Genomic DNA, 19,757 nt, shown 5'->3' with positions numbered 1-19,757 from the left:
TTTAAAGCTGTAATAAACTGTAATTCACAGAATTAAATATTCCAATTAACTTTCCTAAGTAATTTTTTGTACCCGGCGTACGTCGTAAATATCTGTAATTTTCACGATGCTTGTACAATTCTATTACGCAGTTTATTTTCATATAATTTTTTACCCGTTCAAACTCATTTCTTTGTAAACCATAATCAGAAAAAATATGTATAATCGTATTCTCTTTGTCACTAGTAAGCGGAATCTCATCGTCATACAAAACAGAGTTTGCCGCATTAGCTAAGTCTTCAAGAGGGTCCCCTGTTTTAAAGTTATCAAAATCAATAAATGTAATTTTATTGTCAGTAATAATGCAATTATTTCGTGTACAGTCTCCGTGAATTATAGATAGGGTAGATGTCTGATAATTTTTGCAAGCTTTCAAAGTTTCTGCAGTCATCCCTATAATCATCGATGACAGTTCATCAATCTCCTCCCAATCATTAATATTTGCTATGCATTGGTTTACCTGTTCTTGAGTCGATAGTCCCGCAAGATTGGTATCCATAGTACACAAGCTGTTATGGAGGCTCTTTAGAGCAGAACCGTAACTCAACTTAAAGTTAGCAATGTTGCATTTTTCTCCTTCTAAATAAGTGAATATTACATATTTGCCATCTGCAAGTTCAAAAACAGCATTTTTATCCCGGTCAAACACAATTTTGTTAGTTATAGTACCATAATGACAGAGCTCAGAATAGAAACGAATAATTGATACAAGTTCTTGGTCCTCCGTTGATTTTGGATATTTTTTTATAACATACTTTCTTCCATTATCATCATCAAAATAAAAGCTTTCTCTGAACATCAGTCTTGGAATTACTTTAAAATTATTTATGGAAATGCTATATTGATTTTGAATAATAGTTATAATGTCTTCTTTTTTCAAAAGTTCCCCATTCCCCTCCGCTAAATTTATCAGATATTACATAAGCTATACGTTAGTCCTTAATATATCAAAATAGTTTCGAACATAATCATATGCATCTTCTGTAGGTATAAAATCTTTATTTGCTTTTATTTCTAAGATGTATACTATATTTCTCCAATACCTATCAAGGCCTTCGTAATCTGCCACTTTATGCTTACGCAAATTCTCCTCATTTTTAAGTACCTTTTGTTTTTGTACATCACTTAATAATGTCATTCTAGGCATTTCTATTACATTTTCTCGCTTTGAATCTGCAATAGCTTCAATCCTTAACTGATTCTTTTCGTAAACACAAAGACTTCCAACCATATGAGTATATGTACCGAGCTCAACCCCAAGCTCACAAGCCATCTGTTCTTGAAGCATAGAAAAACTAAAAACATCATACGGTGTTCCAAGATACAAATCATTTGCACGCATATAAACAATACAATCTAATTTATCATTACGAATAAAATATTGTACCAGACAAGTACAAGGTATATCATTTGAATGATATCCGACATCACCACTGTTATATATTGGCAAAACAGCACGTCTTGAATCTGGATCTTCTCTTAATAATTGCTTAATTCTTTCCCAAGATGAATTTAATACTTTTTCTTCACCAAAAATTCTTTTTCCATATGCCCCATGCAAATATATCCCATCATCAGAGAAATTAGGATACATCTTACTATAATATTGCATAATTTCTAATTCGTTGCTACCACGAAGATACCATAGGAATTCACCTACTGAAAAAGATAATGACACCTTTCTCAATCCATTACCAATAATCCTCTTACGAGGGTTACTAAGTTCAAATGTCTGTGCTGTAAGCTCCCTGACTTTTACTCCTCTTGGTGATACAAAAGGAGAACTCTTAACTTTATTGCTCATGTGTATATATACATCATCCATATTACTAAAACATTCCATATCTTTGTCTCCTCTACAAAGCTTTCGTTATTTTTTTAATTACATATTAATCAACTTAAGATTATAATCTTGTGGAAATATAATACTGCTATTATTAGGATTCTTCTTTTCATTGATTTCCCAATATGTTTCAATAACAGAGCTTTCACTCATCAAATCCAGCTCCTGTTTTACTGCTTTTATCTGATCCTCGTTACCCTCAATTTCCATATATATTCCAAATGGCAATTCATCTATGACGATGGACACTTGTTGAAAAGACCACATGGTTCTGTATTTATCCAATTCCCGAATAAAATCAAATCCAATCCGTTTGAAAATATAAATCATATTATCAATGTCTTCAATTTCAAACTCTGTTTCTAAACGATTTCTTGTAGTAGTATCTTCTCCAACTTTTTCTTTTAAAGTTATTGTATTAGAAAATCCACCTCGTACTCTCAAAAATAATCCCTTTTCCTCTAAATCACAATTCTTAGTGTCAATCCTAATAGTCTTTTCCTTTGCCGCCCCTAGAAAAACTGCTCCATTCTCTCTTAATTTTTGAATCACTGATCTTGGATCAGATAATTCTATTTTTATTTCAGTTTCTAATGCAGTCATTATTATTACTCCTTTACGTTAATTTTATCTTAAGAAGAGAGTATCTCAATATATTTTCTAACCAGCCAGTCATCTGAAACTGCCTCAGAAGACATATCATAAATTCTGTTAAGCACAACAACATAATCCAGGCTACTGGCAACATAGCGGTTATTAGGGAATAACCCCATCGTTATGGCGATTCCACCAGCGTCTTCTATAAGCTTTTTCACTCTTAGCAAGGTCTTTCCCGAATAGCACTTATCAATAATTAATACTCTCTTATTTGAAAAATCTTTCCTATCATAATGCATATAACGTCGTAAATTTTTATTTGAGTGCATCTCGATATACGAAATATCGTCTATTTTTTCTTCGGATATGAAACTTGACATATACCCAAAACAACTGGTAGGAACAAACACAATAATATCATAATCAACTAATTGCTCTCGAATTCTATTTATAATTACTGAACTATATACTTTCTTGCACCCAACAACATGAAACGCTTTTCCTAATCTATTATAGTAATTTACTAAGTTGGCAGAAAGTCTTTCAAATGGTTCATATACGCATAGCTTTTCATGATTATTAATGGGTATAATTGATTTAGCTTCATCATAGGCTATTGTAAATTGTTTACTAGTGAAGAATCTTTGAAACAGATCATTTTTTAAATTGTTAACACGTAAATCACTACCAATTATTCTGATATCAGCCTCTTGTACAGCACCTGTTGAGACCACAAAACTAAAATTCTTGTAATAGATGGATTTACTTTTAATAACCGACTCAATATACTCAACGAATGAATTCACTCTAATCAGTTTTTGAAGGAAACAGTAATATGCAAAATTAATTGTTGTATTACCGTAATAGATTGCCTTTTGAGGATCTGCTATGTTAACCAACCATACTTCTGGCGCCCTCAACCAAAAACTATCATCAACAACCTCATATTTCCAACCCTTATTCGTCTTGTCACATATTTCCGACAAATCATTTGTATATGTAGTTGCTATGCTTCGTCCACTATAACCGTACACTATATATTCACTAATATTATCCACATTAGCACCTCACTATATTATAAGGAGATAGACGTTTATAAAAACGCCAAGTGTTCCTAATCTTGCTCCATAAGCTCATTGATGATACTTGAACGGCTACTTAGTGAGCAAAATATCGGCTTAAAATTGTAATGTTTATAAATTGCTGCCAGTTCTTTTGAAAAAGTAACAATATCCTTCATATCTGGAGCTTTACGTTGTGCATATGGAGTACCTCTTTTAGGTTGGAAAACACTGTAATCACATACAACACCTTTTGAAGACAATATATTAATGTCATCTAACAGTTCATTCATAGGCTGTAATCCAAAAACAAAGTTACTTCGTACATTTCCTTTTCCCATTACTGTAACCGCTTCAATTAGCTTATTTTTTATCTTACTAAAATCCATTTTTCCTGGACATGTATCACGAAATGTTTCCTCATTACTTACTTCCAGGTTATACTGTACTTGTTTTAAACCTTTTCTCTTAAGTCTTGCCAAGTCCTCAATGTTATTATGGGGTGCTATATTTAGATACGAATCAATATCCTCTAAATTCACATATTCACTCACAATGTCAACAATATTCTCGCAGATTTTCCACAATAAATTACTGTCAGGCAAATTACCAGCCATAATCATCAAATGTAGATGCGGTTCTATTTTTACATTTTCAAAAAAGCACTTTAATGATGCAGATAGACATTTATAATATTGTATGGCATATTGGTTCCACCAGACACCTGCATCAAAATTACATTTATGCAAATCATTCAATGTTGGACGTAGTGACGTCATTCCGATTTCTCTCTTAGGATGAAGATCGCAAAATTTGCATGGAGTTCCTAAATTCCAATTCCAGCATCCATCATACGGTATTATACTAATTCTATCCATTCCCAGAAGGCTAATATAATCAAAAACATTTATATCAATGAAACGTTCTCCGATTTGAACCTGGGTTATTAACTTTTTTGGTGCTGGAACAAGTGAAACCTTCAATGGACAGATGCATCCATTTAACTTATCAATAATTTGCATAGTACCATCAGAAGAATTAGTAATTGCTAAAACTAGAGGTGAATTCGGATTATATCTTAACTTAACAATGGATTTTCCTTTATTATCATCACTAAGTAGAATCTCAGATGGTATTAACTCCTGATCAGCCGCTGTATCTACTACTTTAAAATTATTTGCAACTGGATTCATCGTTCGTAGCTTCATTTTGTATGAATCTGCATTCGACAATGTTCTAAAATCCGATTCTGTATTTACTCCAAACTCAAGTAATTTTATCTTCCATTCTGCAATAACAGGTAATTCTATATTCTCTGTTTTATTCAAAGCTGCCAATAAATCTTCAACTCCTTTGTAAACTAATCTTTTATACTCTAATGGTCTGTTCATCCTATCAATAAGATATTTCATTTCATCTAAATCAATATACTTTACATCATCTACTTCACTTTTTTGTAGAACGCATTCAGATATCTTAATATCTGAAACAATGAAATATAGATCAAGCAGATATTTCTCTTCATACCAGACAAACCGCTTTTTTAAACGTATATTGGAGGGAACAAGGGTAATTCCTAATTCCTCCTTAATCTCTCTAAATAATGTATCATCAGATTCTTCACCTGTAGTTGCATGTCCCATATGTATGTCCCAAACACCTGACAAAATCTCTTTTTGAGCAGAACGCTTTTGTATAAGAAATTGTTTTTGAGAATTACAAATATATGCATTAACACCAAGTCTAAATTCACCGTCTAAAAGTTCATATTTTCTGTCTTCTATTTTGCCTGTTCTTATACCGTTACTGCTATATACATCAAACATTTCCATATACACTTCGTCCTTTTCACATTATTTGTTCTATAAAGAATAATAATCCTATGGTAATATTGAAAGATTCTTTATACTTCTAGTTTACTGGAATAAGTTAGTTTAACAACCCAAAAAACTAATAAGATTACAGGACAAAATATACATGATTCACCATATTTTATTAATTTATTGGAATAAATTAATTTAACAACCCGAAAAAAGAAAAAGATTACAGGACAAATTATACAAGAAATGTATGATGGTTTTTATGCTGTCTGCACTAACTTAATTTATTGCTCTGCCGTTTCAGGTCTCCGTCCTTTTCACCAAGATGACGGAAAATAGCCTGTTCATCAGTGGCGGTTGGGTATTCACGAAGTGCTCACACACAGCGGTAAGTGTTGCCGCAAATAAAATGTTCCGTATTAAATTTGACCACCGAGGGTGCAATCATATCAAGAAACTCCTGAATTCGAATATCCTTCTGCGATATACTCTCAGGATTGCTTTTTTTCGACATAAGCAAACTCCTTTCGTATAAACTAACTCAAAAAAACCGCCACTAAAAAGTGACGGCTTGCTGTTGAAGAATATTAACTTGTTAACTAGAAAGACCCCCATTATTACTGGAGGTCTTTCTAGTTAAAGAGGCAGCAAGCTCAATTACATTTTCTATTGCTCTATCCTGCAAATCCATATAAAATGCTTTTACCTGACGATACATCTCGTTAGGGCTTGGCGGAGTATGGGAGGCACCAGAAATATAAACATCTACGTTCCGATATATTCTTCCAATCATAAATATTCTCCATTAAAATAGCATGTAAGTCCTTAATAATATGCTCGTCCAAAGGCTTTTTTCTGCGATACAGTCTTTTACATACTGATAGGCTTTGTTATGATTAATGACCTCATAAATTTCTCGAAGTTTTTTTCCACCTACAGACAGCCCTTCCTCCAATACCACCTTAGTTTCCAAAAGGGTAAGTGTGTTCCCTTCAATTGCTGTAGAATTATGTGTATATTGTAGTTCAAATTGCTGTGCGTAGCTTTTTACCGTTATTTCAGGGAATGATTTCTTCCGACTGAAGGAGTTTTATAACCAAATTTCTCAGATTGTAGGTGAGCCATTTATGGAAGAACTCAACTTAAGACTGAAAAAGCGGTTTCTGCTTGCACCAATTACGGTAGTGTTTGCACAAGGCTTTACCGATGAATTGCTTGACAGACTTATGTGCCGCGATCCGGAAACCAGCAGACTAATATTTCAGCTTATGATTGATGTTTTGTAAAGGATGATTTTATCCACCAGCCCGATGAGCAGCTCCCGGTCAAGCGCATCCACGCACACATACTTACGAATAAGATAAACTCACTCACGGATGTCGTGTTCGACTTCCTGTAAGTGGGTTAATTGTTTGGCAATCTGTGCCACCAGTGTGGACTTTATTTCCTGTTCCTATTTGTATTTTACATCATCTAAAGAACCATCTTGCTGGGGCTATCGCCTGGCAGATATACATGAACACAAACAAGACACCGCTTTGACTGACACGCAAGCCACAAGAATAAGCCGGTATAACGTGTAAAATGGCAACTCTACCGACAGTCGGTTGCGTTATTCAAGAACAAATGCTACCATACTTGTGGGAGGTGGATAATTTGAATGAAATGAATTACGATAAATGCGGAGTCTTTATTGCAGGACTTCGCAAAGAGATTGGATACACACAAAAAGAACTGGCTGAAAAATTAATGCTGTCCGACAAAGCAGTGAGCAAATGGGAGCGAGGGTTGAGTATGCCCGACATTACTATCCTTATGCCGCTGGCTGAGGCGCTTGGTGTAACCGTGACCGAAATATTACAGGGTGAGAAGACGAAAGAGACCACAAGTATTTCTCCCTCCACAGTGGAGGAGTTGCTAACCAAAACGATTCTGCTGTCAACAAAGGAGGAGCAAATCGTGAGAGCGCAAAAACGAAAGCACCGTGTTGCTGTATACATTGCTTGTGTTTCAGTTGTATTGCTTGAGGTGCTTATTCTCTCGTTGCTTGGATACTCAAACCAAAAATTGTTTACAGATCTGTTTTTAGTGGAATTTCTCATGCTACTCTTTGGCGGCTGGTTCTGCCTTATTATAAAAGAAGTACTGCCAGATTTTTATGATGAAGATTGCATCGGTTTTTACACAGATGGGATTTTTCGAATAAACATAGCAGGGATGCACTTTAATAACACCAACTGGCCGCATATTTTACGCGTGGGTCGGGTGACAACGCAGAGTGTTGCGGTTCTATTTCCGATTCTGTATGGAATATTAAGTTGGTGTTTCTCTCATATATGGGAGTCATACAGGCTGGTTATCACCTTAGCACCTGTTTTTGCTGTATCTATCCCAATTATTATCGTTGGAAAGAAATATGAATAAACCGCTAACTCTACCGGGGATTTAACCGGTAGAACAGCTTAAACAAGGCAAGCAAAAAGAATAGCGGGCGCAGCAAATTCAAGCTGACCATGCTTACGATGTAGGCTAAGTGCCCAGCGCCTTATCATATTTCTATGACAGGTTTCCAAACACTCGCCCCTGAACCGTGCTTGCACCTCTCGATGCACACGGTTCTCCACTTATTAATTCAGTTTGCCATTATGTAATTGTTCGTGACAGTCTATACAGAGCGCCAGTGTTTTGCGGTTTCTCGCAATCATAAAGCGCTCCCAATAGCTTTTACCTTTTAGGTCTTTGAGCTGATTGGCAGAAATTCGTTTTGATCTCATAATTGCTAGTCTCCGAAATAGAGTAAAATGCTGCATTCTCGCAAAGGCTTAGAGTAAAACGCTCGCATTTCCTGATAACAATTATAAAGATAAACGGTGCAATTTAAAATCCACCCTTAGATTAGGCGCTTACCAATTAAGCGTGTATATCTTTTTAAATCTATCATAATATTTATTCTTTCTCTCGATATTAATCGTCTTTTATAACAATCAATTTGAAACATTGGATATCTCTTCCATATACTCTTTACTATTCAATAGCTTAAATGCTTCTTTTTTGTCATTAAAATTATAGATTTCTACTTCTTTATCTCCTAACTCCATCAATTTGTATTTATCAGCATTAATAGCAATAAAATGGCTTTCTTCATAGAGGGTGCATGGCTTTACAAATACTTTTCCCTCATATATTGCTAATATCACATACTTCTCTCCAGCTTCGTCTTGTATGACTTCAAACTTAGTCGTATCCTTACACTTATCTTTTCTATTATTATAGAGGTTAGAACTAATATAAAGAATAACACATATAATGTAAACGACTAAAGCTAAATGCCATATTGTAAAATCTCTATTAATAATTTTATTTTCCCGCTTATGCTCTGCTTCTTGACTTATCTTAATATCTTTGCAGTCTGTCTCAGCTATTTCTTCACTCACTTCTTCAGAAGGCTTTTTCTCCTTAACTATTGTTGCAAGTCTTTTATTTTCTTTTTTACTCTTTGATGCACTTTTTCTTTTAAATAAATGTATGAATCCAATCTCCATGGGATAAAAAATACATTCTATCCAAATATAAAAATAACAAATATCTTCATTTTTTAGATTCAAAACCTCAGAAAATATTCCACCTATTCTATAGTTAACATACCAAACTATAAAAATATTAATTAATAAAGGGACTATATGTAAAAAAATTCTACCCTTCTTTTTGCATGAATCATATATCTTAATATATATAATACAAAATGTTATGGATACAAATGTAATAGAAAAATTATAAAATAATTGTATTAATAAATTTATTTGGTCAATTTCCATATATCTAACAGGTATTTCCCAGTAATTAAAATAACCTTTTTCATACCAATAAAAATTGTATCTTAATAAACCCGTAAATATTATACCAAATAAAGATGATAATGCACTTATTAAGCCAAGATGTACTTCCATAAAATCTATAATTGACGTTCTTTTCTTTTCTTCCATTTACCTTCATCTCCACATTTTTTATCATTAGATTATAAAAAATCAAATAATTATTATTACTAATTACCTTTTTTGAATCTGCTCCCCGTCTGCTTAAACCAAAAGAGCACATCTGTATTCCATACATTGCTGCATTATATCTAATATCCAAGCAAAGTCGCAAATTCTACCCTCGTGCCCTGACTCTCCACCACAAGTAACCTGTTCTATTTTTCCCATGGACAGATAACTCCGGATGTTTATTGGCTCCAACCCTTGTTCCAAGCATTCAACATCTTTAAAGAAATTTTATACTTCACTTCATTTTGTGCCTGTTCCTTAGTCATTCCACTTCCTCACAATCTTTTCAACTTCAGCAATTAGCTTCTCATTATCCGGAATATAATAGGTATATTTATATGCAAATATATTATTTGATAAACCACCAAGAGCATATTCAACAGTCAATGCATCTTTATCCGTACACATGATAATTCCAATGGGTTTATTATCATCTTCTTCATTTACTTCATTTTCATAATAATTTAAGTACATATTTAGCTGTCCTGCCTCTGGCATAAGCTTTGTCGTCTTCAGTTCAATCAGCACATATGACTTCAGCGGTTTATTATAGAATACCATATCAACATAATAGTGGGTATTATTTTAAAAACTTTTCTATCTGCTCTGTAAGTGCTTTTTCCAATTCACTTTCCATAACAGGCTTATTTTCCAGTAAACCCAAAAACTCAAATACATATGGATCTTTAATCATATCAGAAGGCCTTGCATGGATTTTCAGAATAAAAAAGGACGTGAAAGTTTTTACTCTCAGGTCCTCAATCATCGTGGTTTTCTATTACCTTTCTTTTATAATTTAACCCATTTTCTTTTGCAACAGGACTTTGGATTCCACATTCGCTGTTGCCGTAATTCGGATGACCGTCGTCCACAGGAGATAGGTGCAAAGCACCACAAGAGGGTGTAACCTTCTTGGTCAGAACTTTAGTTCCGTAACCTTTCAATATTGGCGAGAACTTAGGCAGTTGGGAACATAACTAATGATTTTTAATATAATCAATAATTCAATTTATATCTGTGAAATGAACTATTAAAAAGTCACACTTTTAAATTCAAAATGTACCTTTTTTGCCCTTGATTTATCAAGTGACCATCCCTACAAGTTATAATTTAAGCCACAAGCAATCATGCCTGTGGCTTACCGTTTTAGTGGAGATAGTGGGATTCGAACCCATGACCTCTTGAATGCCATTCAAGCGCTCTCCCGATATGTCGGGTGTGCACCCCCAAATAGCAAGTTTTTATATGTAGGATATATTATATTACTCAGCTGTGAAGAGATTATTGCGAATATGTGTTACTTTACTATGCCACTGTAATAGCCTTTTCCTCGGCTATACTATCGATTCCGTTAAGAAATTGCTGTATATCCAGGTTCAACTCAATATCCAGTTTATAATCCTTAAACACATTTATCCGTTTTATTATATAACTGGTTATCATCTTCTTGACTTCCATATTGCTATCATCAAAAATTTCTGACCATGTGCGAATAAGAGAAAGTTCATTTTTCATTTCCGCAGCCTTTTCATTACCTCGTTCAAGCTCTGTCATAAGTGCAGTCAGTCGTTCACTGGTTGCAAGAACCCTATCACGGCTTTCATTGACTAATTCCGACAGGACTTCCACGGGCATTTTACTTTTCCCTTGTACTGCTTTGACAACTTCAGCCTTTAATGATTCATATTCTGTATTTGCCTTGGTATTCTCAGCCTTCACCCTTTTTATTTCTGTCCGGAGTTCTGTCATGTGACGATCTTGTGCGCTGCTAACAACCATGTTGTCTGGGACTACTGACATACGATCAAAAATTTGATGTAGCACTTGAGTAACAGCATCGTCAAGTAAATGCATTGTATATCCTGTCTGACCATCGCACTCAAGACGGCGTCTTGTTTTATTATAGCAAATATATCGTATTCGTTTAACGCCTTTTGTTTCACCATTCGCTAGTCTAACTACTTTGCCGTTAGTTGTTAAGACCAGACGTCCACCGCAGTGACCACAAAATACATTACCGGATAAAAGTGATTGCCCTGAAGTATTTAACGGAGTAGTTCTCTCTTCCCTTTTCTCATTGATGCGTTCTTCTATTAGCTCCTGAGCAAGATCAAATGTATATGGATCAATAATTTGAAGTTCCTTAAATGGTTCCGAAAATGTGGTTCCGCTTCGGAGTATCCCTTTATAAGTTACATTCTTCAAGATTGCTCCCACTGATGATTCATGCCAGTTTGCACCATTCCGGGTTTTAATACCTTTGTCATTTAAAAACATAGCAATACGCCAGCGTCCATATCCGGAAGATACACATAAGTTATACATCATGCGTATTACTTCAGCTTCTTCTTCATCAATCACCAATTTATTGACCTCATGCTTACGCTTGTTCATTACTCCGCTTTTTTCAAGGCGATATCCAAATGGCGCTACGCCACCGCGGAAGCGACCTTCTTGAACCATCTGGCCAAGGGCAGTTTTGGTTCTTATGGAGGTTTTCTGACTTTCACCATCAGCCTGCCAGAAACGGATGTAATTCGTTAGGCGGTCTGTATGTGACTCGAAACGCTGCTCTCCCTCGTTAACGCTCCATACTTTAATGCCTTCTTTTACAAACCATTCTACGACAAAAGGTGTTTCGTCAGATTTTCTTCCCAGCCGATCAAACATAAATACCAACAAAATGTCAAACTTTCCCTTTTCAGCATGTTCTTTAACAAGCTGAAGTTTATCACGATCTGCTGCACTGACCTTAAATCCAGAAACACCGGTTTCCTGTTCCTCGCGAATGATTGTCCAGCCCATATGTTCTGCAAATTCACGGCAGGCTTTTCTTTGCATTGGTATATCTGCTTGATTTTGGTTATCGTGGTCTACCTGTTTGGTGGTAGAAACTCTGTATAAACAATAAACTCTTTCAGCCATATTGTATCCTTCCTCTCATATAAAAATTGTATGAGAGACCGGACACTTGATATATTAAATTGTCAAGGAACTTTGGCCTTCGCCAATCCCATTATCTCACACAATTAATTGGAAAGCTATATGAATAGTTTCGTAATATTGTAGCAAAACGTAAAGCGGCCTTAAAAGATAAGACATTAACCAATGATGATTGTTTTTATTATTTAGCATAAGGGCATTTTTTGTCCAAAGTAATCCATTGCTTTTCGATTTTCAATGCACCTTCGACCCAACAATGATTTGGTTTTGCGAAACGAAAAGCCTGAATATTGTTCTTCTCATCAAAATAAGTTAGGATGAGCTCGTCAAATGCCTTTTTATCGGGCGGTAATTCCTGCTCATATAATATGAAACTCATGTCAAAACGACGTGCACAGTTTTCTGGAATTACCAGAGTATAGGATTCTTTATCGCCTAGTAAGATTGCATCATCGCCATCTCCAATACGTTGGATTTGTGTAAATGAGGCGATTTCAATCTTACCTGCATAGGCATATAGATTAACATTACGGAGAATGCGTGGAATGCCACAAGTGTTGCACACATCAAACCAAATTGGAACTTGCATGAATAGTCCCGGTTTATTGCTGCTCCTATAATATCCCCACGATCTATTGATTTCTCCTCTGGAGTGCACAATTTTTGCGTAAAGCGAAACTTTGCCACTGGACTGAACTTTCTTATTTAGCCAAGTTGTCGCTAAGGACGCAATTGCACCAATAATTGCTCCTAAGAGAGCTGCTCCGGCAGAAATCAGAGCAATCTGCTGATTGGCATCTAAATTTTCAAAAATTTCTATCATCCCTTTCTAGAAGCATGTATACCCGACCATATGCATGATCATCTATACATAATGAGAAGCTCAAATATAGTTCAAATATTACTGAGATTTTTATTACCCTTTTAAGCTTTATTTATTAGGCATCACCGTCATAGAAAGCCAATCTTTCCGTTCGTACATCAATATGATAGCAGGTCTCCTAAAGGGTGTTCATTTGCGTTTCTAACCATACACATAGTACAAAATTCTTTTTCTACATTTCCGTTTTCTGCTATACATATGGAAGAATGACAAACGCTACAGACAAAATCGTCTGGATTCATATTTTTTTCTGTTTAGCTTCCTTTGCGATATAGTCTATTAAAAATACCATTTTCCGAATAAATAATATATATTATATATCTCAATAGTAAATAAAGCAATTGCATTGATGTAATTTAAGGATATATTTGAAGTATTACTCTGTTTTATTACGTCCCTATTCCTAATTCAATAATATCTGTTAAAATATATAAAAAACTAAGGAGCATAAATATACCATGAACAATTTACAATCATCTATTTCAAATTACTTGGAATTCTGCAAATCCCAAAAAAGGCTTGATTTCAAGACTCTTAAAGCTTACAAAATTGATCTTTTGCAGTTTGAGCGATTTCAATCAAATCAATTATTAAAGTACTCTGATCCTCATTTAATAGAAGATTTTATTTCTTTACTTCATAAAACATTCAAACCAAAAACTGTAAAACGTAAAATTGCAAGTTTAAAAGCATTCTTTCACTTCTTAGAATATAAGGATATTATTTTTGTTAATCCTTTTAGCAAATTGCAAGTGAAATTTCGGGAACCCTTGATTTTACCTAAAACTATACCCCTGCATACAATTGAGACATTTATCTCCTCAATATATAAACAAAAAGACCAAGTTACTACTCCATATCAAAAAAAATGTATTATTAGGGACATTGCTGTTATAGAGCTTTTATTCGCCACAGGGATGCGAATCTCGGAATTGTGTTCTTTAAAATTTTTCAATATTGATTTTATTGAAAAAAATGTACTAATTTATGGTAAAGGGTCTAAAGAACGTCGCATACAAATAGGAAGTGACGATGTAATTCTTGCATTAAAAAAATATCAAGTTAATTTTGAGAAAGAACTTATAGGTTCAGATTATTTTTTTGTAAATCGTTCAAAAAATCGTCTCTCGGAACAATCCGTTAGAAACATGATAAATAAATACACATTATTGGCGGCCATTCCTTTACATATCACACCACATATGTTCAGACATTCTTTTGCTACATATTTATTGGAGGAAGATGTAGATATTCGTTTTATTCAAGAAATGCTCGGACATAGTTCTATAAATGTTACTGAAATTTATACTCATGTTACGTTAGCTAAACAAAAAAATATTTTAACAAACAAACATCCTCGTAATTACTTTAGCTTCAATTAAAAATATATGCAGCCTAGTTTAATTATTAAGGCTGCCTATTTTTTAACTTACTCAACATAGATTCTCTCTCCATCATTTTTTATAGAGGATAATTCAATATTATCTTTTATTGCTTGCTGGTTATGAGGTGATTTGTAATTATCTTTTATAAGCAAAGTGATCTTATTCTTTAATTAATAAGTGATTAGTAGGGGGGAAGCAAATGGACAAAAGAGAATATATCAAAAGTCTTCTTACCAATATTTCAGCAGACATTGAAATCCTTTTTGTTGCAAATGTTGTTAATAAAACAGAGATTAAAGATTTTAGGAAGACAAAAGATAGTATAATAACAGAATATTTTACGGAAGACGAATACAATCAGATGCTAATTGCAATTCGCCAAAATGGATACAATGTAAATGTGTTTTTTAATGAAGATGAATTTATAAAATTTATACTAAATCATTCGAACAATGCCACAATGCCGAAGTATGTAGTTTTTAACTTGGCTAGAAATGGCACTGGATTATGTAAAAAATCTTTAATTCCTTCTTTTTGTGATGTATACAACTTACCGTCAACAGGTTCAAATGCCTATATAACATGCTTAGGTCGCCACAAATTCCATTATAATGCAATTCTTAGACAAAATAACATCAGTGCTGTAAAATCGTGGCTTTATACGAAACAAGGTTGGCTTAATGGTATAGAGCCACCTAACAATATGAAACTAATTGCAAAACCTACATATGAATCTGCATCTCGAGGCGTCCGTGATTCTTCAATTTTTGAGTATTCCACTGACTCAATAAGGTTATTAAATAATCTGTATAACGAGTTTGAACAGGATGTAATCGTACAAGAGTTTATTCAGGGGTATGAAGTTCAAGTACCGTTAATCATTGGAAATGATCCTTTAGTGTTAGAACCAGTTGCTATTACAATTAATAATTCGCCAAACCTAGCGGAAAAGATTATCACGTATGATTTGGCTTTTTCTGAGGAATACAGCTTTGCTGCTTATTCCTCAATAAATAAAACAATTTCAGACAAATTAATTGATGAGGCTATTAAAACGGCAAAATGCTTAGGCATGGAAAACTATGGACGAGTAGATTTCCGTATAGATGCTAATGGAAACTATTATATTACAGATATTTCTACTCACCCATACCTTATTGGACATAGTGCTTTTGCATTTGTTTTTAAGGAAATGGAACTTGAATATAAAGACATTTTTGCATGTATTATTGAGCTTACATATCATAAACAATTAGTATTCTGACCAGTATTGTAAATCAGAAAAGATACTTGCTTTTCTCCATACATCAGGAAATGGTGATTCATCCAGATGTATGGATTTTTCAAAATATTGGCAATATTCTTCAATAGATGAATATTGTTTTTTTTCAGCAATGATTATTTTCAACATATCATAATGTTTCTTTATATAAAGATCATCCATTATTGAAATGGTTGGAACTACATAATTCAATTCATCAAAAATAATTTCTGCATCTTTGTAAGCCCTATTTACAATCAATATATTCAAATAATTAATTCCTATTATAAAGTGATAGTATTCATGTGCCTTAGTATTAAGAAAAAGCTCCTTCATTGGTACAAGAATCTCTTCCTTTTCTCCATCAAGAAATTTCAAGATCATTTGATTGCATTCAAGTAAAGCTCTGGATGGTATATGTCCATTTTCAGACAATAATGAATCAAACAATTCTATTCCCTCTTGAAAGGTAAGACTTCTGGATAGTATTCCTACTAAAATATAATTATTTATCAACTTAGGTATACCATAAATATTCATATTAAAAACATTATTAAGAAATTCAATGCCCTTGCATGCCTTTGTAAATAAGCTTTCCCATGAAAGTTCTGAATCCACTGTTGTTCCAACGAGATAAATTCCCACACCAAGGAAATTAGTAAGTGACATAATATATTCTTTACTATAATTCGTTCGCTTATCTTCAAAAAAGTTTAAACTTCTTCGTGTTTTTACATATGCTATTTCATTTGCATATAAAGCAGGAGAAAGACGTTCCATAATTCTAATTTCTTTTTCTAAATCTAAACAATTAACTAACTCCTGCTGAATTTGTTTGGTTATTGTTTTTTCTACTTTTTTCGCTTTTTCATAATTGCCAAGTCTATTACAATATAATAGGAATAGAAGCATACCTATCCGAATATGCTGTGAAAAGTCTGTATCTCCATCAAAATATTCCGCAAGAATTGATTCAATATCATTGAAATCGTTTATATTACCGGTTCGATATTTTAAAAGACATAAAACATAATCTTTTTCTATATTAACCATTGGATCTACGCATAAATCAGATGATTCTATTAAATCATAATACTGAGTATAATCGGTTCCTGTCCTATAATTTTTTATTGACTGACTGATATTCTGATACACATTCCAATAATTGTCATGTTTATGTAATATTTCTAGTGATTTTTCGCTTGGATCACATCCATCCATACACTGGCGGATACAATGAATAGTTAAAAGCGGAATTGCTTCAAGGACATTTCCGGACAAATTCATATGAAAATACCTCAAATAAAACTGATATGGAGATATTTTTTCTAATATTTTAGCAAACTTATAATGGTAATCAGTACTTCTTCCGTTTAATTTTGAAACAAAAAAGCTATATAATGTATCTGTAGAAAACGAGAATTGATTTTCGCTATCTTGTTTGGTTACAAATTTTTCATCACACCCTATTTCTATATGGTAATCCAGTTCCCCTATTGGTTGCTCTAGTAATTTGGTTAGATATTTCAGATTGAATTCCTTACCAATTACTGTTGCTGTCTGTAGTGTGCTTAAAACCTCATCTGATATTTTTTTTGATGAATCAATTCGTTTTTCTAATATCTGAAAAAGTTGCTTTTGTATAGATTCTGTTCGCGTTAAGGAAGATACGTCAATGTATTTTTTTATATTTGCAATTAAGCCAATATTTCCATTTGTAATGTCATATAATTCATGTATTGTTTGTTCACTAGATATTTTCAATTTTCTTGCTTCTTCTGAAAAAGAATTGTAGCTTAAATTGCATTCTATCTCAATATGAAAACAACTCCCTATATTTAAATCTAATGACTCTACACTTTTCGCTGTAAAAATTAACACTGTATCTTTTATGAAACTACATTCCAAGTCATTTTGTAAAGCTATTAATTTTCCTAATAGTTTTTTCGATTCTGAGTCCCACTTATCAACATCATCTGCTAAAATTAACAATTCACTTTTTTTACAAATCAGAGATATTCTATTCAAAATATCAATTTCAACTTCTGAAAAAGAAATTAGCTGATATTTTAATTGATTTTTCTTATAGTTAACCAAGAACTCGCTTACCAATCCAAAAGTTTTATTTTTTTCACTAATAATTCCTGTTGCAACTGACAGTGCCTGACTATATTCGCCCGTTCTAGATAATGCAGCAATAAATACTCCGTATTCAAGATTTTCTAATACAGATGTTGATGTTAAAGGTAAAATTACTTTATCACTACTATAATATTTCCCGACTTTTTCTAGCACATAACTTTTACCAGCACATTCAATTCCTGACAAGAATATTGTTTTTTCAAAATCAGTTATTTGTTTTTTGATTTTTCCAAATGCTACATCTATGTATTTAAACTCCATATATAAAAATTCCTCACAGTCTATCTCTTCTGCTGAACACCAACTTTTTCTCTTAATTATAGATTAATTACAAATTATCTAAAAAAGTAATGAATAGAGGATAATATTGAATTATCCTTCATTTATTATATCAAATAATTAAATAAATTAAAATGTTTATTTTTATAATATCCATAGTACTGTAATCTGTTTTCTACTTATTCATTTAAATAAACACTCACCAAATTCTTACAATCAATATTTATCATTTTATTACCATAACAAGGTCATCTTAGACTCTATAATTTACTCCAGCCTTCTCAGCTTGTCTAATCTGATCCTTTCTCTCAATGGTATATACCTTATTACCTTTTTTGAATTTGCTCCCCGTCTGCTTAAACCAAAAGGGCACATCGTATTCCATACATTGCTGCATGGTACTTAATATCCAAGCAAAATCGCAAATTCTAGCCTCATTCCCCGATTCTCCACCACAAGTAACCTGCTCTATTTTTCCCATAGATAGATAATTCCGGATGTTTATTGGCTCCAACATTGGCTCATGAATAATCATCCGATGCTTTATTGGAAGTTCCATGAAAATAGGTAAGCGATAATCTGCACGGTTCTGATTCTCACATGTACAACAGATTGTGACATTGTTGTAGCCTTCTCTCCAGTCTTCTGGTAGTCCGACATCGAACCGGTTAATTCTCTTTGTAATAATTACAAACTGTAAATCGCTTCGCTCTCGGATCATCTCCCACGCTTTAGAACGCCATGCATCTGCTTCCTCCAAGAAAAAGTCAGAAGTCATGCAAGTATATACACATTCTCTTTCAGGCTGTAACTTATACTCTCGCTTGCGGTCACGCTTAACTGGCAAGTCAAAACTTGCCGTCCTTGTTACAATACTACTATCCTTACCAAATTCTGCATCTCTACGATAAACATAGCAGTTCATACAACCAGGACTTATTTTTTTGCATCCATGCCATGGGTTCCAAACTGCCATTTCACTGCCTCCTTATAGAACAATATTATGAATGTTTTTTATTGTGTAACCAGAATTAGCCTGCATTATATACCATTAGAAACTCGTTCTCACCAGTTTCTTTTTCTGTTAAATAATTTTCTATACAAAAACCTTCTTTTTTATAAAAAGCCACCGCTCCGTTATTCTTTTCATAGACATGTAAGGATAATCTCTTTTTTCGCTTCATTGCATCTACCAATTGATGACCAATCCCCTGTCCTTGATGGCCTTCTTCCACAAAAATTCCAGCTATATAATCTGCATCCATTCCGATAAATCCCAGTATTTCATTTCCAACCTCATACACGTATACTTCCGCATTGGGTAATATGGCTCTTACAGAATTATAATTATTTTTCCAATAGGATTCATCTATAAATGAATGGGTATTTACATTCCCCTTCAGCCAGATCTCCATGATTCTATCTACATCTTTAAACTCAAATAATCGTATCATCACATCT

At 33.5% G+C, this 19,757-nt stretch carries 19 protein-coding genes and 2 pseudogenes; 4 read left to right on the top strand and 17 right to left on the bottom strand.

The window, feature by feature from the left end; all coding sequences use genetic code 11:
- Position 1: 1 nt before the first annotated feature.
- The 7 genes and pseudogenes from ACOAOT_RS05380 to ACOAOT_RS05350 form a co-directional block, all read right to left on the bottom strand.
- Complete coding sequence (locus ACOAOT_RS05380; protein ID WP_420216039.1) at positions 2 to 919, bottom strand: phosphotransferase; 918 nt, start codon at positions 917 to 919, stop codon at positions 2 to 4.
- A gap of 45 nt (positions 920 to 964) precedes the next feature.
- Positions 965 to 1,882: a thymidylate synthase gene (locus tag ACOAOT_RS05375; protein WP_420216038.1), complete on the bottom strand. Its 918-nt coding sequence runs from the start codon at positions 1,880 to 1,882 to the stop codon at positions 965 to 967.
- A gap of 39 nt (positions 1,883 to 1,921) precedes the next feature.
- Positions 1,922 to 2,485, bottom strand: coding sequence for a class IV adenylate cyclase (locus tag ACOAOT_RS05370; protein WP_420216037.1), 564 nt, complete (start codon positions 2,483 to 2,485; stop codon positions 1,922 to 1,924).
- Positions 2,486 to 2,514: 29 nt separating this feature from the next.
- Positions 2,515 to 3,537 (bottom strand): phosphoribosyltransferase, encoded by a 1,023-nt coding sequence (locus ACOAOT_RS05365; RefSeq protein WP_420216036.1) that lies wholly within the window; start codon positions 3,535 to 3,537, stop codon positions 2,515 to 2,517.
- Positions 3,538 to 3,593: 56 nt separating this feature from the next.
- On the bottom strand, positions 3,594 to 5,372 hold the full coding sequence (locus ACOAOT_RS05360) for a radical SAM protein (protein ID WP_420216035.1): 1,779 nt from the start codon (positions 5,370 to 5,372) through the stop codon (positions 3,594 to 3,596).
- A gap of 295 nt (positions 5,373 to 5,667) precedes the next feature.
- Positions 5,668 to 5,874 (bottom strand): annotated as a pseudogene (locus ACOAOT_RS05355) (type VI secretion protein); the annotation flags it as partial.
- 81 nt (positions 5,875 to 5,955) lie between these two features.
- Positions 5,956 to 6,153: a hypothetical protein gene (locus ACOAOT_RS05350; protein WP_420216034.1), complete on the bottom strand. Its 198-nt coding sequence runs from the start codon at positions 6,151 to 6,153 to the stop codon at positions 5,956 to 5,958.
- A gap of 334 nt (positions 6,154 to 6,487) precedes the next feature.
- Here ACOAOT_RS05350 and ACOAOT_RS05345 point away from each other — a divergent pair, with 334 nt between their 5' ends.
- Both ACOAOT_RS05345 and ACOAOT_RS05340 read left to right on the top strand, forming a co-directional pair.
- Positions 6,488 to 6,646, top strand: coding sequence for a hypothetical protein (locus tag ACOAOT_RS05345; protein ID WP_420216033.1), 159 nt, complete (start codon positions 6,488 to 6,490; stop codon positions 6,644 to 6,646).
- A gap of 379 nt (positions 6,647 to 7,025) precedes the next feature.
- Complete coding sequence (locus ACOAOT_RS05340; protein WP_420216660.1) at positions 7,026 to 7,784, top strand: helix-turn-helix domain-containing protein; 759 nt, start codon at positions 7,026 to 7,028, stop codon at positions 7,782 to 7,784.
- 203 nt (positions 7,785 to 7,987) lie between these two features.
- Here the strand turns inward: ACOAOT_RS05340 and ACOAOT_RS05335 are convergent, their stop codons facing one another.
- The 7 genes and pseudogenes from ACOAOT_RS05335 to ACOAOT_RS05305 all read right to left on the bottom strand — a co-directional run bounded on the left by ACOAOT_RS05335 (position 7,988) and on the right by ACOAOT_RS05305 (position 13,169).
- A complete protein-coding gene (locus ACOAOT_RS05335) occupies positions 7,988 to 8,134 on the bottom strand; it encodes an HNH endonuclease (protein WP_420216032.1) in 147 nt (48 codons plus the stop codon).
- A gap of 210 nt (positions 8,135 to 8,344) precedes the next feature.
- Positions 8,345 to 9,343: a hypothetical protein gene (locus ACOAOT_RS05330; RefSeq protein WP_420216031.1), complete on the bottom strand. Its 999-nt coding sequence runs from the start codon at positions 9,341 to 9,343 to the stop codon at positions 8,345 to 8,347.
- A gap of 62 nt (positions 9,344 to 9,405) precedes the next feature.
- A pseudogene (locus tag ACOAOT_RS05325) lies at positions 9,406 to 9,604 on the bottom strand (DUF5131 family protein); the annotation flags it as partial.
- On the bottom strand, positions 9,583 to 9,669 hold the full coding sequence (locus ACOAOT_RS05320; RefSeq protein WP_420216659.1) for an SHOCT domain-containing protein: 87 nt from the start codon (positions 9,667 to 9,669) through the stop codon (positions 9,583 to 9,585). The pseudogene ACOAOT_RS05325 and the gene ACOAOT_RS05320, both read right to left, overlap by 22 nt.
- Positions 9,662 to 9,964 carry a PDDEXK nuclease domain-containing protein gene (locus tag ACOAOT_RS05315; protein ID WP_491711665.1) on the bottom strand — a complete coding sequence of 101 codons (303 nt, stop codon included), beginning with the start codon at positions 9,962 to 9,964 and terminating at the stop codon, positions 9,662 to 9,664. Before ACOAOT_RS05315 ends, ACOAOT_RS05320 begins: the two co-directional genes overlap by 8 nt.
- A gap of 744 nt (positions 9,965 to 10,708) precedes the next feature.
- Positions 10,709 to 12,328, bottom strand: coding sequence for a recombinase family protein (locus tag ACOAOT_RS05310; RefSeq protein WP_420216030.1), 1,620 nt, complete (start codon positions 12,326 to 12,328; stop codon positions 10,709 to 10,711).
- A 199-nt stretch (positions 12,329 to 12,527) separates the two neighbouring features.
- Positions 12,528 to 13,169: a hypothetical protein gene (locus tag ACOAOT_RS05305; protein ID WP_420216029.1), complete on the bottom strand. Its 642-nt coding sequence runs from the start codon at positions 13,167 to 13,169 to the stop codon at positions 12,528 to 12,530.
- 518 nt (positions 13,170 to 13,687) lie between these two features.
- Here ACOAOT_RS05305 and ACOAOT_RS05300 point away from each other — a divergent pair.
- Both ACOAOT_RS05300 and ACOAOT_RS05295 read left to right on the top strand, forming a co-directional pair.
- Complete coding sequence (locus ACOAOT_RS05300; protein WP_420216028.1) at positions 13,688 to 14,611, top strand: tyrosine-type recombinase/integrase; 924 nt, start codon at positions 13,688 to 13,690, stop codon at positions 14,609 to 14,611.
- A 202-nt stretch (positions 14,612 to 14,813) separates the two neighbouring features.
- The gene (locus ACOAOT_RS05295; protein WP_420216027.1) at positions 14,814 to 15,878 is read left to right on the top strand and encodes a D-alanine--D-alanine ligase family protein; all 1,065 of its coding nucleotides are present in this window, start codon (positions 14,814 to 14,816) and stop codon (positions 15,876 to 15,878) included.
- Here the strand turns inward: ACOAOT_RS05295 and ACOAOT_RS05290 are convergent.
- From ACOAOT_RS05290 to ACOAOT_RS05280, 3 genes are all read right to left on the bottom strand, one after another.
- Complete coding sequence (locus ACOAOT_RS05290; protein WP_420216026.1) at positions 15,867 to 18,278, bottom strand: P-loop NTPase family protein; 2,412 nt, start codon at positions 18,276 to 18,278, stop codon at positions 15,867 to 15,869. The two genes, ACOAOT_RS05295 and ACOAOT_RS05290, sit on opposite strands and share 12 nt — an antisense overlap.
- A gap of 271 nt (positions 18,279 to 18,549) precedes the next feature.
- On the bottom strand, positions 18,550 to 19,272 hold the full coding sequence (locus ACOAOT_RS05285; protein WP_420216025.1) for a DUF5131 family protein: 723 nt from the start codon (positions 19,270 to 19,272) through the stop codon (positions 18,550 to 18,552).
- Positions 19,273 to 19,327: 55 nt separating this feature from the next.
- Positions 19,328 to 19,750, bottom strand: a complete 423-nt coding sequence (locus ACOAOT_RS05280) for a GNAT family N-acetyltransferase (protein ID WP_420216024.1) — start codon at positions 19,748 to 19,750, stop codon at positions 19,328 to 19,330.
- Between the last annotated feature and the right edge of the window lie 7 nt (positions 19,751 to 19,757).

Source organism: Lacrimispora struthionigena, assembly GCF_048627165.1.
In the GTDB taxonomy this organism is placed as follows: domain Bacteria; phylum Bacillota; class Clostridia; order Lachnospirales; family Lachnospiraceae; genus Lacrimispora.
Note: the sequence above shows the minus strand (reverse complement) of the source record. Positions and strands in the feature narration are given on the sequence as shown.

What these genes read in the sequence shown, in the direction of transcription:
- ACOAOT_RS05375 (WP_420216038.1), bottom strand. Translation starts at nt 1,882, where the DNA reads ATGGAATGTTTTAGTAATATGGATGATGTATATATACACATGAGCAAT.
- ACOAOT_RS05370 (WP_420216037.1), bottom strand. Translation starts at nt 2,485, where the DNA reads ATGACTGCATTAGAAACTGAAATAAAAATAGAATTATCTGATCCAAGA.
- ACOAOT_RS05360 (WP_420216035.1), bottom strand. Translation starts at nt 5,372, where the DNA reads ATGGAAATGTTTGATGTATATAGCAGTAACGGTATAAGAACAGGCAAA.
- ACOAOT_RS05350 (WP_420216034.1), bottom strand. Translation starts at nt 6,153, where the DNA reads ATGATTGGAAGAATATATCGGAACGTAGATGTTTATATTTCTGGTGCC.
- ACOAOT_RS05345 (WP_420216033.1), top strand. Translation starts at nt 6,488, where the DNA reads ATGGAAGAACTCAACTTAAGACTGAAAAAGCGGTTTCTGCTTGCACCA.
- ACOAOT_RS05340 (WP_420216660.1), top strand. Translation starts at nt 7,026, where the DNA reads ATGAATTACGATAAATGCGGAGTCTTTATTGCAGGACTTCGCAAAGAG.
- ACOAOT_RS05335 (WP_420216032.1), bottom strand. Translation starts at nt 8,134, where the DNA reads ATGAGATCAAAACGAATTTCTGCCAATCAGCTCAAAGACCTAAAAGGT.
- ACOAOT_RS05330 (WP_420216031.1), bottom strand. Translation starts at nt 9,343, where the DNA reads ATGGAAGAAAAGAAAAGAACGTCAATTATAGATTTTATGGAAGTACAT.
- ACOAOT_RS05320 (WP_420216659.1), bottom strand. Translation starts at nt 9,669, where the DNA reads ATGACTAAGGAACAGGCACAAAATGAAGTGAAGTATAAAATTTCTTTA.
- ACOAOT_RS05315 (WP_491711665.1), bottom strand. Translation starts at nt 9,964, where the DNA reads ATGGTATTCTATAATAAACCGCTGAAGTCATATGTGCTGATTGAACTG.
- ACOAOT_RS05310 (WP_420216030.1), bottom strand. Translation starts at nt 12,328, where the DNA reads ATGGCTGAAAGAGTTTATTGTTTATACAGAGTTTCTACCACCAAACAG.
- ACOAOT_RS05305 (WP_420216029.1), bottom strand. Translation starts at nt 13,169, where the DNA reads ATGATAGAAATTTTTGAAAATTTAGATGCCAATCAGCAGATTGCTCTG.
- ACOAOT_RS05300 (WP_420216028.1), top strand. Translation starts at nt 13,688, where the DNA reads ATGAACAATTTACAATCATCTATTTCAAATTACTTGGAATTCTGCAAA.
- ACOAOT_RS05295 (WP_420216027.1), top strand. Translation starts at nt 14,814, where the DNA reads ATGGACAAAAGAGAATATATCAAAAGTCTTCTTACCAATATTTCAGCA.
- ACOAOT_RS05290 (WP_420216026.1), bottom strand. Translation starts at nt 18,278, where the DNA reads ATGGAGTTTAAATACATAGATGTAGCATTTGGAAAAATCAAAAAACAA.
- ACOAOT_RS05285 (WP_420216025.1), bottom strand. Translation starts at nt 19,272, where the DNA reads ATGGCAGTTTGGAACCCATGGCATGGATGCAAAAAAATAAGTCCTGGT.
- ACOAOT_RS05280 (WP_420216024.1), bottom strand. Translation starts at nt 19,750, where the DNA reads ATGATACGATTATTTGAGTTTAAAGATGTAGATAGAATCATGGAGATC.